General features: G+C 46.7%; 12 protein-coding genes. 6 read left to right on the top strand and 6 right to left on the bottom strand.

The window, feature by feature from the left end:
- Nucleotides 1–8: 8 nt before the first annotated feature.
- From FIU82_RS08095 to FIU82_RS08075, 5 genes are all read left to right on the top strand, one after another.
- Nucleotides 9–1,283 (top strand): hypothetical protein, encoded by a 1,275-nt coding sequence (locus FIU82_RS08095; protein WP_152440802.1) that lies wholly within the window; start codon nucleotides 9–11, stop codon nucleotides 1,281–1,283.
- A 107-nt stretch (nucleotides 1,284–1,390) separates the two neighbouring features.
- A complete protein-coding gene (locus FIU82_RS08090; RefSeq protein WP_152440801.1) occupies nucleotides 1,391–2,140 on the top strand; it encodes a hypothetical protein in 750 nt (249 codons plus the stop codon).
- Nucleotides 2,141–2,185: 45 nt separating this feature from the next.
- The gene (locus FIU82_RS08085) at nucleotides 2,186–3,325 is read left to right on the top strand and encodes a hypothetical protein (protein ID WP_152440800.1); all 1,140 of its coding nucleotides are present in this window, start codon (nucleotides 2,186–2,188) and stop codon (nucleotides 3,323–3,325) included.
- Nucleotides 3,326–3,337: 12 nt separating this feature from the next.
- Complete coding sequence (locus FIU82_RS08080) at nucleotides 3,338–3,877, top strand: tetratricopeptide repeat protein (protein WP_152440799.1); 540 nt, start codon at nucleotides 3,338–3,340, stop codon at nucleotides 3,875–3,877.
- 80 nt (nucleotides 3,878–3,957) lie between these two features.
- On the top strand, nucleotides 3,958–4,143 hold the full coding sequence (locus tag FIU82_RS08075; RefSeq protein ID WP_045978329.1) for a hypothetical protein: 186 nt from the start codon (nucleotides 3,958–3,960) through the stop codon (nucleotides 4,141–4,143).
- A 78-nt stretch (nucleotides 4,144–4,221) separates the two neighbouring features.
- Here FIU82_RS08075 and FIU82_RS08070 read toward each other — a convergent pair whose 3' ends face one another.
- From FIU82_RS08070 to FIU82_RS08060, 3 genes are all read right to left on the bottom strand, one after another.
- Nucleotides 4,222–5,478: an aromatic amino acid transport family protein gene (locus tag FIU82_RS08070; protein ID WP_152440798.1), complete on the bottom strand. Its 1,257-nt coding sequence runs from the start codon at nucleotides 5,476–5,478 to the stop codon at nucleotides 4,222–4,224.
- Between the two features lie 209 nt (nucleotides 5,479–5,687).
- Nucleotides 5,688–7,265, bottom strand: a complete 1,578-nt coding sequence (locus tag FIU82_RS08065) for a peptide MFS transporter (protein ID WP_022946566.1) — start codon at nucleotides 7,263–7,265, stop codon at nucleotides 5,688–5,690.
- A gap of 177 nt (nucleotides 7,266–7,442) precedes the next feature.
- Nucleotides 7,443–8,243 (bottom strand): UDP-2,3-diacylglucosamine diphosphatase, encoded by an 801-nt coding sequence (locus FIU82_RS08060; RefSeq protein WP_022946567.1) that lies wholly within the window; start codon nucleotides 8,241–8,243, stop codon nucleotides 7,443–7,445.
- Nucleotides 8,244–8,571: 328 nt separating this feature from the next.
- On the opposite strand from FIU82_RS08060, the gene FIU82_RS08055 reads away from it, so the two are divergent.
- Entirely contained in the window at nucleotides 8,572–8,808 is a 237-nt protein-coding gene (locus FIU82_RS08055; RefSeq protein ID WP_138590473.1) for a DUF333 domain-containing protein, read from the top strand.
- A 34-nt stretch (nucleotides 8,809–8,842) separates the two neighbouring features.
- Here the strand turns inward: FIU82_RS08055 and FIU82_RS08050 are convergent, their stop codons facing one another.
- From FIU82_RS08050 to FIU82_RS08040, 3 genes are all read right to left on the bottom strand, one after another.
- Nucleotides 8,843–10,570: a proline--tRNA ligase gene (locus FIU82_RS08050; protein WP_152440797.1), complete on the bottom strand. Its 1,728-nt coding sequence runs from the start codon at nucleotides 10,568–10,570 to the stop codon at nucleotides 8,843–8,845.
- A gap of 75 nt (nucleotides 10,571–10,645) precedes the next feature.
- Complete coding sequence (tsaA, locus tag FIU82_RS08045; RefSeq protein WP_152440796.1) at nucleotides 10,646–11,353, bottom strand: tRNA (N6-threonylcarbamoyladenosine(37)-N6)-methyltransferase TrmO; 708 nt, start codon at nucleotides 11,351–11,353, stop codon at nucleotides 10,646–10,648.
- 104 nt (nucleotides 11,354–11,457) lie between these two features.
- Nucleotides 11,458–12,054 (bottom strand): porin family protein, encoded by a 597-nt coding sequence (locus FIU82_RS08040; RefSeq protein ID WP_022946571.1) that lies wholly within the window; start codon nucleotides 12,052–12,054, stop codon nucleotides 11,458–11,460.
- Nucleotides 12,055–12,193: the final 139 nt, after the last annotated feature.

Raw genomic sequence — 12,193 nt, 5'->3', positions numbered from 1 at the left:
GAACCGTCATGAATCTTACCCAACCGCTCATCTTGGCGACTAGCATCGCGCTGGTGCTTAGTGGCTGTAACAATGCGACCCCAGTGGCTGATGAAATACAAAGCGGTGATCCGCTGTTTTGCAAGGCCAGTCAGCAATGGGTTACCAACCCCAGTAACCCACCGGCAGAAATTCCGGGGGATGGTGAGAACCTATGCCAGTTTTATCAATTTTCTTGGCAGTGGTTTATCAATCTAATGGCAGCGCCACAATCGACACGCAATTTCCTTGATTCCGGCCAATATCCCGTGTTTTTGGGGACTGAACAAAACTCCTGTGCAACAAACACCGTTGCGTCAAAGCTCTTTATTCGCACGCAGAAAGACAGCCACACTAGCAGCAGTGATTTCACTTTGCCTAGCGGCACCAACCAGGCGCTCAACGACGCAGTTATTTATGACCAACAAGGTAACGTCGTTCTCTACGAGGCTCGCTTTAATAAAGACATGTGTAATGTTGCATCAACCTCGACAACGCTGCCTGCTGGCACGACAGAGATAAAGTCGTCTTGGCGCAAGATCAGCGAACAAGAGAAAAGTGACTATGTGTGGATCCAATCTGATACTAACGCCAATGGCAAGCTTGAGAGCGACGAGATTTACGGTATGGTGGGTTTTCATTTAGTAAAAAGTACGGCGCTGCACCCAGAGTTTATTTGGGCTACGTTCGAGCACCGTAGCAACGCCCCCGACTGTCAAACTAAGCCACAAAAGTCGCAAGGGTGGAGTTTTGCCAGTAGCCAATGCGCAAGCTCCCTACCTAACCCGAAAGCGGGCTGTGACTTCAATAAAACAGCGGATATCTCCGGCAGCACCCCCTTAACTGGCACGCCAACAGAAATTTGCCAAGTCTACGCACAAGGTACACGTGAAGGGGATAATCAAGCGACAAAAAATCGCGCTAATATCACTACCATTAATAAGCAGTTACAAAGCAGCTTTGCCGCCTTGCCTAATAGCAGTGAGCTCCAGGTACTCAGCCAGTACAAGTTAGTTGGGGCATTGTGGGTCAGTGATACCAGTCAATCCAGCAGCCTTGAGAATCAACGAGGCTCTATTCAACTTGCCAATACCACCATGGAGACCAATGCTCAGCAAGGATTTGGTGAGTTGAGTTACAGTGGTAAAAGTAGCCTGCAACCCGCTGCTAATTGTTTTGCTTGTCATGGCTATAGCGGACCGCAAAGTAATGCGCAAGTTAGTCATATCTTCACCCATATTCACGGTAGCGGCGAAGGAAAATAGGTAAAGGGTTTTTTCAGCCATGCGCCCTTAGCGGCGCTTTACTTGGCAGCTTAGTTTGCTAATATCGTCCATTATTCAAAGGATTGCTTTATCAGTGGACGATATTTATGCGCTTATTATTGGTCTGGCTGGCGATGGTAGCCAGCTCTGCTTCAGCCCAGTCACTTACCCTCGTTTATCAAGTAGACAACCGCCACACCAGTGAGCGCGGTGAAGCGGTGTTACATATATCCAATTCGGCCATTGCCAACCATTACCGCTTGCCCGATATGCAGTTATCGCAAATCACCCGGCAAGGCGAGGGCCAGTATGTGCTTATTCATAGCCACAAGCAGATCTTGTTTCGCGACTTTCAGCCTTTTTATGAAAATGCCAGTAGCCAACTTAAAGCTATGGCCGAGAGAATGGGCAAGAGTGAGCAGCAGTTATGGAAGATGATGCTCGACCCTAGCAACGACCCCAGTGCGGCCACTTTCTCTCAAATAAATACACAGCAATACCAAGGAGTACGTGATGAGGTTGTGGTATATCGTGTGCAGACTGAGCAATCGCGACTTAGTGCCTCCGAGCTTGATTGGCTCAAAACTCGTTTAGAGCAGCAGATGCAAATTCCTCAGTCAGGACTGGGGTTAATGGCCGACAACGTCGATGAATTACTGCGTTTATTTACCTATGATCACGATGCGCTTCCTAGTCGCATAGAGGATCTTGATAGCGGCTATGTATTGACACTACAAAAGCACAAATGGGGGGCCGTAGAGCCGTCGGCCTTTTCTTTGCCCGCAGGGTATCTTAAAAAAGACATCACTGAACAAACTCTCAATCTCATGGAATACCTGCAAAATTTAAACGAGTAGAAAAGCTCAAACCAAATCAAAGCTCGGTCATAAAAAGGAATAAAAATGAGCCAAGGATTACAGATAAAATCGTTGCGGGAGTGGATAGCGACCATTTTAGCAGGCTTCTTTTCACTGTTAGTCGTCCTAGCTATCGTTAGCGGTGATATTGAGTCAGTTGTGATAAACACGCTGTTTACTTTGTTGCTTGCGGCTTATCAGCGGCGCTTTATACTCGATAACGACGCTCTGCTAATTCGCAGCCAACTAAAGTTGTTTGGCATCGGGATGATAACCTTTAGCGTAAAGCGTATTGCGCTGTCATCGCTCAATGAGCTTGTGCTAACGTTTGGACGCGCTAAAAACGAGTTAATGCTTACCTTTTCATCTGAGCATAGCACCCAAGTGGAGCGCTTCGACTTTAGAGGCCAAGGTGAACTGATCAAGCGCTTACTTTCGGACTCAGGCATTGATTACACCCTACGTAGTAAGGAGACAGCGAGTAAAAGGGGGCACAAAGCCGCTGTAGCCAGCAAAGACACTGTGGCTGATGTTTTCTATCGCCATACTTCTCCTGGCGAGATACTCTCAAGCCATAGCGTGTCGCGCTTTGCGATGCCACTGCCAAACAGTCAACGTAAGACTGTATATATTGCGGTCGCTTTTGGTTTGCTTATAACTATAGGCGTTGTGAGCTCATCCCAAAACTGGATCGCAGGGTGTGTTCTTTTAGTGCTGACCTACCTGAGTTATTGGCTGGTTAGAGCCCATTTATGTAATCAGTATTACTTTATCGCCCAATCACCTCAAAGCGATATTGTGGTTGACGAGCAGTATTTACAACTCCCGGCACTGCTGTTTACAGACAAAAAAGCGCGTAAGGTAGCAAAGGAGCAAGTCCGCACGATAGAGGCAAGATGGAATTATTACGTAGTAGATAGCTATTCCATTGGCTGGTCTCGACGCAAAATTAAACGCCCACACGTGGTGTCATTAACCTTTATAACCGACGAAGGCCCGACTATTGCAGTCAGCAATATGGCCATCAATGGTCAAGCGTTGTTATTAGCGCTTACGCATAAGAACTATCCAGTATCGCTTGAGCGCTCAACAAAACAGGCACTGCCGATGCTGTTTCATATACGTATTGCCGTTTTATTGGGCGTTGTTGGCATTATCATCTCATCAATGATTCGTTTTCTATAAATAAGGACTGTTATGAAAAAACTAACGTTAATAGTCTTGCTGGGGATTATCAGTAGCACCGCACCTTATGCTCAACAAGTGAAAACTGATAACTCACTGAAAGCCACGTTGTTTGGCAGAGGCGATAGTAATCTTGATATTCAACTGGAGAAAGCTAAACAGGGGGATGCACAAGCTATGGCCCGCTCTGGTTGGCTTTTTTCTTTAGGGTTGAAGCCAGATTATGACAAATCGCACTACTGGCTCAATAAAGCTATTGAAAACGGAAACACAACCGCGTTCTATTTTTATGCAAAATTATATGAAGAGGGAAAGTTTGGGGAAAAGAACCCTAAGAAGGCGTTCGATTATTATCAGCAGGGCGCTGACAATGGCAATTTAACCGCTATGTACTTCGTATATGAAGCCTATCGAGATGGCAAAGGCGTTGCCATGGATGAGCAAAAAGCCGAGGAAGTACTCAATGAGTGCGCCAAAGCGGGTGGAGAACTCTGTACAATTTTAAAAGAAACGAGGGCTAACCTCAAACGTTCAAGAAAACAATCAAACTAAGCAGGGGCTGCCAATTTAGCGCTGTTCGCTCAGTTTCAATGTGCATAAAGTGCATAGGGATAAAAGAAGGAAAGACACACATGAAAGGACAAGGATTAGGGCTGTTAGTGGGGACTGTGGGGATATCATTACTGTCATTTGCTGCGGTGAAGCTATTTTTATTTGTTGAACCCCCTGGGTTTATCAATATTGGAATGATGGCCGTGGGCAGTATACTGTGTTTATCGAGTCTCTTTCTCGTTACGCGTAAATCCCTAAACCTTTAAGCGTTCCGCTTTCTAGATACAGATATAAAAGGTTTACAGGGAGTCAGCGGCAGCCGTCATGGTTGCCGCTGCAAACAACTAACCTATCAAGTTATACAGAAGCGCAGAAACCGCCAGTACACCTACAAGTAACACAAAGTACGTACTGAGCTTGCCTTTGTAACGTGCAAGGGAAGGGACTTTGTACACTGCAATCATCGGCATAATAAATAAGATCATCGCGATAATTGGACCTGAAATCGCCCCCATCATATCCAAAATACTGGGGTTATAGATGGCGCAAATCCAAATCGCCACGAACATCAAGGCAACACCTAGCTTATCCGCTCCCTGATAACTTAATTTCGAATGCTTAACCGCCAAACCATTAAAGCTCTCGCGTGCTCCTAAGAAGTGACCAAAAAACGACGAGGTGATGGCAATAAAGGCCACCAAGGGGCCAACATAGGCCAAAAGAGGGTTGTCATAGGTATTAGCAAGATAAGAGAGCACGGAAATATTGGCTTCCTTTGCGGCTTCAAGCTGTTCAGCACTGAGCGCAAAAACACATGAGAATACAAAAAGAAGTACAAAACTTATCAGCATAATTGCAGTGTACTTGAGGATTTTGTCAGACTTTACACGTGCACTTTGGCCATAATGACGACGCTGTGCATTGGCAAAGCTGGAGATCGCCGCAGCATGACTAAAAGAAAATACGATAACAGGCACGGCCAGCCATAAGTTCTCAATAAACTGCGGCGCTTGGGCGATATCTGTACTGGGGACCTGCCAGTGTGGAATTAAATACAGAGATAAACCAAACAGTACCGCGACTAAAGGGTAAACCAGGATGGCAAAGGCGCGCAGCATTAGTTTTTCGCCTCCGAGCATCACGGCCACCATGGCTGCCACCAATACGCCGGACAGTAGCGCACGAGGTGGCTGTGCAAAGCCCAGTTGATGCACGATAAAGTCATTCACGGTGTTGGTCAGGCCGACTCCGTAAATAAGTAAAATAGGGAAGATAGATAGAAAATACAGCAGTGAGATTAATCTGCCAGCGCCAGCACCGAAGTGTTCTTGCACCACATCAGTGAAGTCACTGTCGTCGTGTTTAGAAGATAACACAAAGCGTGCTAAGCCTCGGTGCGCGAGGTAGGTCATGGGGAATGCGGCACAGGCCATAATGATGAGGGGCCAAAAGCCGCCAAAGCCGACATTAATGGGTAAGAATAAAATACCTGCACCCACTGCGGTGCCAAATAAACTTAATACCCAATGGGTATCGTGGCGAGACCACGCCGGTGCTGTGGTGGTGCCTTCACCGCCGAGCACATGTTGAGAGGAACTCATAGATACTACCTTTGAACTGCATAAAAACGTGGCAATCATACAGAATTTGGCAAGGTAATTCATACTTATGCCAAAAATTGTTATAGCAATCCAACTTTGGTCGTACTAATTAGAATAACTAGCTAAATGATGTTCTTTTTTTAGCCAAAGAGTGTGGTGTTGAAATAAAAACGGCCCTATTTAGGGCCGTTGGCAGTCGTGATTTAGTATTAAATCTTTTGTTCTGCAGGTTGTTCGCTTGGGTTTGGTTCAGGAACTTCTGGGGCATTTTGGCCCGCACGCTCCCAATACTTCGCTTTGAAGTTAAACAATACCAAGATAATACCTACACCAATACTGAACAAGGCTATTTGCATGTATAGGCCAGGGATTTCTTGAACGTTTTCTGGGTCAAAGCTACCAGCTAGTAAGCCAGAGATAATATTACCAATGGAGTAGGTAAGAACAAATACGCCCATCATTTGGCCCACATAACGTGCTGGCGACAAGCGGCTTACCGCACTGAGTGCGACTGGGCTTAGGCATAGCTCACCTACCGTGTGTAAGAAGTAAGTGGTAATAAGCCAATAAGGTGCGACTTTCAGGCCATCAGCAGCATATTGCGCGGCAAAGAACATGACTAAAAAGCCAGTTGCCATAATGATAAGACCCACGGCACATTTAACGCTGTACGATGGCGTGATCATGCGCTTGGCAAGGTTAATCCACAGTGCTGCAAAAAATGGCGACAATATGATGATAAAAAATGAGTTCGCTGACTGGAACCATGCTGTTGGGATCTCAAAAGAACCCAGCATACGGTCGGTGTAGTCGCGAGCGAATAAGTTCAAGGACGAACCAGCCTGTTCGAACCCTGACCAAAAACATGCTGAGGCCACACAAACTAAGAATAGTGCCCACATGCGCTGCTTTTCATCGTCTGTTAGTTCACCTAAAAAGTAGATGTAGCCAAAGTAAATGAAAAAGGTGATGGTAAAGACGATGGCTACCGAGCCCGCTAAAGCGACCGGGTCAATGACCAACCAGCCATTGTGTGCAGCGTAAACAGTCAGTGCGACCATCGCAATTGATGCGCCAATGACAGTCCAAGCAAGCGATGCGCCCTTGGTCGACAATGGGTTTGCTGGCTTATCATTGATGCCGCGAATACTACCTTGAGTCAGGCGGTACTGCACTAAACCGATGGCCATGCCCACGGCTGCTGCACCAAAGGCCCAGTGCCAACCGACATTTTCCATAAAGTAGCCACATACACCGTAGCCAATCATAGAGCCGAGGTTGATGCCCATGTAATAAATCGCGTAGCCACTGTCGCGACGCTCATCTTCGGTTTTATACAGCTGACCTACCATGGCACTGATGTTTGGTTTTAATAAACCGGTGCCGGTAGCAACAAATATTAAGCCGATAAAGAACGAACTAGGGTGGGGAATTGCGAGGATAATATGGCCGATCATAATAACGATACCGCCATACCAGACAGTTCGCTGACCGCCTAACAGGCGATCTGAGATCCAACCACCGGGTAAGCCAAGGAAGTAGACTGCACCGGTATAGAGGCCGTAAATTGCCGCAGCAGACGCTACCGTGAAGGCCAAACCTTCCTCTTGCAGCGATGCGGTCATAAACAGCACTAACATGGCACGCATGCCGTAGTAACTCATGCGCTCCCACATTTCTGTGAAAAACAGGGTTTGTAACCCTTTGGGATGACCGAAAAAGGCGGTATCCAATTTTGAATCCCCAGCCGCCGAAGTCGGTGGCGTGGGTATCTGCTCATCAGACATAGATTCACTTCCATTATTGTCGTTATAGTGAGCAGTTATTAGTACGTGAAATAAGCTCAATATGCAACCAAATCGCGCCTTACAGAGGCTAGATGGTTAGATTTATAGCAATAGCTGTGAATAAATTAATCAACCTTGGACGTGTCGTTGAATAATGCCTACAGCCATGTAATGAATTTATGCTGCCTTGCTATTCACTTCGCTTAACGGGTTTGAAGCCATCACATGCTGGGTGTCTGACCAGTGCAAAAGCTCAATACGGCCCTGATGATTCTCTACCAAGGCGCTACAGTTCTCTATCCAATCGCCATCGTTACAGTAAATAATACCATCACTGACTCGTAGCTTGGGTTGGTGAATATGACCACAGACAATGCCGTCATAGCCTCGGCGCTTGGCCTCGTGAATAGCCGCATCTTCAAATGCTGTAATCGCTTGTTGGGCCTTGTGTACACGAGATTTTAACCACGCTGCTAAAGACCAATAGCGGCCACCAAAAAGGCGGCGCACTCGATTATGCCAGCGATTTAAAAATAGCAAAAAGTCATAGGCGGCGTCGCCGATAATACTGATCAGTTTGCTGTAACGCGTTGCAGAATCAAAGTCATCACCGTGCAAGATAACAAAGCGCTTACCATTACCTGTGGTATGCACAAACTGCCGGTGTACTTCTACGCCCATGAGCAGCTCTTTATCATACTTACGAAAGGTCTCATCGTGATTACCTGGTACGTAAATGACCCGAGTGCCTGCTTTTACTTTCTCCTGCAGTGCTTGCAGTACATGGTAGTGACTGGAATGCCAAAAGAACCGCCTTTTCATTGACCATAAATCAATAATATCGCCCACTAAATAAAGTGTATCGCACTGAATATGGGCTAAAAAGTCGAGTAAATAGTCGGCTTTACAATCTTTGCAACCTAAATGAATATCAGAGATAAATACGGCCGGGTAATGGGTGGTTTTACGTTGTTTCATAATGGTGTGACTCGCAGCGTAATAATAGTGAGGCTAGAGCGTAGCGATGACAAAAAAAAGACTAAAAAAAGAACAATCCGTGACAACTATCGGATCTGCTTGTCTAACGGTATGAGCCTGATTATTATTGCGACCTTCAGCCAGCCTTGGTAAGCAAGTGCTGGGAGACAATGAGCCAATATGACAGCAAAGCAATAATTTGTTCGCTTTAACAGGCTTTACGCTTTGCCAAGAACCGGTCATTTTGGCGATGTTTTAGCAGTGCCTCGTCGACCATAAAACTTGGGTGTAACGAGGATAAACGCGTAAAGCGTAATAGGAGAGCAACATGAAGTATCGTTTAGCTGGGCTGTGTATCGTGTTAACAGCTGCGCTTAGCGGTTGCCAAGACGAGCCATTAACGCAACAACTGCCTGTGGATATGAGTAATCCCGCTGCAAAATTCTGTGTTGATCAGGGCGGGCAATACCTTGTTGAGCAACAGCCTCAAGGCGAGAACAGCTTTTGTGTATTGGATAACGGATCCAAAATTGACGCGTGGGAGTTTTTCCGCAAATACCAGTAATAAAAAAGCCAGTCTCTCGACTGGCTTTTTTCGTTTATGCTTTAGCAAGCTCGGCAACAATGGCGGCTACCGCACCATCAATATCCAGCAACTGCTTTTCACCTGTACGGCGGTTTTTAAGCTCTACTTGATCATTATCGAGGTTACGCTCACCAATCACTAAGGTCAGTGGCACACCCAGTAGTTCCATATCGTTAAACATGACGCCAGGGCGCTCTTTGCGATCGTCAAAAAGTACATCAATGCCCGCTTGTTGCAATTCGCTGTAAAAGCGCTCAGCAATATCAGGGATACGATGTGACTTGTGCATATTCATGGGCACGATAGCCAGTTCGTACGGAGCGATATTTTTCGGCCAAATAATGCCGTATTTATCATTGTTTTGCTCGATGGCAGCGGCAACGATACGGGATACACCGATACCGTAACAGCCCATAGTCATGGTCTGGTTTTTACCACTTTCTGCCAATACTCCGGCTTTCATAGCCTCGGAATACTTGGTGCCAAGCTGGAAGATATGACCAACTTCAATCCCTCGTTTAATACTCAGAGTACCGTTACCACAAGGGCTCGGATCGCCATCAACCACGTTACGAATATCCGCAACTTGGTAGTCATTGACGTCGCGATCCCAGTTGATGCCACTGAAGTGAACATTATCTTCGTTGGCACCGGCGACAAAATCCGCCATCACCGCCGCTGAGCGGTCAACAATAATCGCTGTATTTAAGCCAACAGGGCCTAAAGAGCCAGGACGAGCGCCTACTGCTTTTACAATGTCCGCTTCGCTCGCCATTTCCAGTGGTGCCTGCACGCCTTCAAGCTTCTCTGCTTTGAGTTCGTTGAGCTCATGATCGCCACGCAGTACTAAAGCAACCAGTGGGCGTTGCTCTTGCTCGTCTGCTTCGCCGTAAACAAATAAAGTTTTCACACCACGGTGCGGCTTAACGCCATAATGCTCTTTAAGTTCAGCAATGGTTTTTGCTTTCGGCGTATCGAACTTTTGCAATTCTTTGCTGGGCTCAGGACGGGCTTCGCTCGGGGCTTTTGCCTCTGCCTTTTCGATATTTGCGGCATAATCACTGCCATCACTGAAGGCGATAGCGTCTTCACCGGATTCGGCCAATACGTGGAATTCATGAGACAAATTACCACCAATGGAACCGGTGTCTGCAAGAACTGGGCGGTAATCTAGGCCTAAACGGTCGAAAATATTGCAATATGCTTGGTGTAGCTTTTCATACGTTTTTGCTAAACACTCGTCACTTAGGTGGAACGAGTAAGCGTCTTTCATGACGAACTCGCGCGAGCGCATGATGCCAAAACGAGGACGAATTTCATCGCGCACTTTGGTCTGTACTTGGTATAAGGTGATTGGCAGCTGTTTGTAGCTACTAATTTCTTTACGTACGCAATCAGTGATCACTTCTTCGTGGGTAGGTCCTAACGCAAAAGGGCGTTTATGACGGTCTTCAATACGCAAAAGCTCAGGACCATATTGTTCCCAACGGCCCGACTCCTGCCACAACTCAGCAGGTTGAATGATGGGCATGAGCATCTCAATGGCGCCAGCCTTATTCATTTCCTCACGAACAATGTTTTCAACTTTTTTCAGCACTTTAACGCCGGAAGGCAGCCAAGTGTATAGGCCGGCGGCGAGTTTGCGGATCATGCCCGCACGAAGCATGAGCTGGTGGCTCACCACCTCGGCATCTGAGGGCGTCTCTTTCAGGGTCGCAAGTAAATACTGACTGGTACGCATGAATATTCCGTTTTTTATTTAATGATTAATAGGTAAGAGCGCTAGTTTAGCAGCGCTCGGGCGCAGGGCAAAGCGCTAAAGCGGGCAAATTTCGAGAACATGATTGTGCTCACCGTCTACTTGCCAGCGAATATTAAAATCATACAAGGTCATGCCGTAGTGCTGCACCCCAGCCTGACTCTTTTTATACGCTGGCCGTGGGTCTTGCTGAAGCACTTGAGTGATAAATTGCTCAAGCACTAGAGCGGGGTCGCTGTTGTCGATAACACTTTGTGCTTGTTCAGAAAAACTGACACTCATCTGGGTGTGTGGCCGGGTATCGGCAAAGCCAGCACTGGCATCCATCATGGCATCGGAATAAGGCAGATAGGGCTTGATATCAATAATCGGGGTGCCATCGAGTAAGTCGATTCCCCCTAAACGAAGACTAAGCTGCCCGTGTTGGTAATTCACACCCAGCAATTCGACTGCGCTCATGCCAATGGCGTTGGGACGGAATGTCGCTCGCGTAGCGAACACACCTTTGCGAGCGTTTCCGCCTAAGCGAGGAGGGCGAACTAAGGGTGAATAGCCTTTATCAGCCGTTTCATGAAAACGAAACAACAGCCATAGGTGGCTAAACTCCTCGATACCACGCACAAACTCTTCTTTGTTAAATTCATCGGTAAAGATAAGATCAGCGCGCGCCGCGCTAACTAGGCGAGGTTGTCGCGGGATAGCAAACTTTTGTTTATACGGAGAGCGAATATGGCCAATGGCGGTGATTTGATACTGGGACGACACAATGTTTTACACAGCGAATTAAGGTGAGCGCAGTGTAGTCATGGCATCGGGTAAAAACAAGGGGCACAGGGCCCCTTGTACAAGTAGGGAAAGCGCAGTGCTATTTAGAATAGATATTCAACCGAAACAGACGCGACGTCCATTTCAGGGTCAATTTGTTCGTCTAGTTCATAACGCTCGTACTCAAGATTGAAGCGTACTTGCTCTGTCATCGCAAACTGTACGCCGGCGCCGTAAAATACATCGCCACCATCGGCCTGCGTGGTGGCAATGGTTAGGTCATCAAGTTGCGCACGTAGATCTGCATCCCATTCTAGCCAACCGGCGGTTGCGTAAACTTTGAAACGCTCACTAACAGGCAGAGCGAGTTTAGTTGATAGCGAAACACCATCTAGTTCTGCTTGTTGGTCGATATCAGACACTTCATCAAAATTGTGATAGCCGAGCTCGAAACTCCAATAATCATTGAGCTGTGTGCCCACGTAAGCTTCAAGCATACCGGCATCGTCATCAAATTCAGTATCTAGGTCATCATTGTCGAACTCAAATGAGTATTGGCCGTAACCGATACCGGTGTAGAAACGAGGGTTCACTTCACTACTTGGTTCATAACTTGTAGGGGCCGCCATCGCTGTAGTTGTCGTCAAAGCCATAGCTAAAGCGCAAAGGGAAAAGCGAGCAGTTTTATTAGTGTGTTTCATCTTGATTCTCCATTTTGTTAGTTCATGTCTAACAAAGCAGAGGCCATGCCAAGAGTCTTAAAACAACTAAAATTAGGTGTTTTATTAATATATAATTCAGTTAGTTACAGAAAAGCGCAGAGTTGTTTACAAAGCCTTA

It is taken from the genome of Pseudoalteromonas sp. THAF3 (genome assembly GCF_009363775.1).
GTDB classification, from domain to species: domain Bacteria; phylum Pseudomonadota; class Gammaproteobacteria; order Enterobacterales; family Alteromonadaceae; genus Pseudoalteromonas; species Pseudoalteromonas ruthenica.
The sequence above is the reverse complement of the archived record's forward strand: the minus strand, read 5'-3'. Positions and strand labels throughout refer to the sequence as shown.

Bases quoted from the DNA above. Each gene is read 5' to 3' on its own strand.
- FIU82_RS08070 (WP_152440798.1), bottom strand. From the start codon at position 5,478: ATGAGTTCCTCTCAACATGTGCTCGGCGGTGAAGGCACCACCACAGCA.
- FIU82_RS08080 (WP_152440799.1), top strand. From the start codon at position 3,338: ATGAAAAAACTAACGTTAATAGTCTTGCTGGGGATTATCAGTAGCACC.
- FIU82_RS08075 (WP_045978329.1), top strand. From the start codon at position 3,958: ATGAAAGGACAAGGATTAGGGCTGTTAGTGGGGACTGTGGGGATATCA.
- FIU82_RS08050 (WP_152440797.1), bottom strand. From the start codon at position 10,570: ATGCGTACCAGTCAGTATTTACTTGCGACCCTGAAAGAGACGCCCTCA.
- FIU82_RS08060 (WP_022946567.1), bottom strand. From the start codon at position 8,243: ATGAAACAACGTAAAACCACCCATTACCCGGCCGTATTTATCTCTGAT.
- FIU82_RS08095 (WP_152440802.1), top strand. From the start codon at position 9: ATGAATCTTACCCAACCGCTCATCTTGGCGACTAGCATCGCGCTGGTG.
- FIU82_RS08090 (WP_152440801.1), top strand. From the start codon at position 1,391: ATGCGCTTATTATTGGTCTGGCTGGCGATGGTAGCCAGCTCTGCTTCA.
- FIU82_RS08040 (WP_022946571.1), bottom strand. From the start codon at position 12,054: ATGAAACACACTAATAAAACTGCTCGCTTTTCCCTTTGCGCTTTAGCT.
- FIU82_RS08065 (WP_022946566.1), bottom strand. From the start codon at position 7,265: ATGTCTGATGAGCAGATACCCACGCCACCGACTTCGGCGGCTGGGGAT.
- FIU82_RS08055 (WP_138590473.1), top strand. From the start codon at position 8,572: ATGAAGTATCGTTTAGCTGGGCTGTGTATCGTGTTAACAGCTGCGCTT.
- FIU82_RS08085 (WP_152440800.1), top strand. From the start codon at position 2,186: ATGAGCCAAGGATTACAGATAAAATCGTTGCGGGAGTGGATAGCGACC.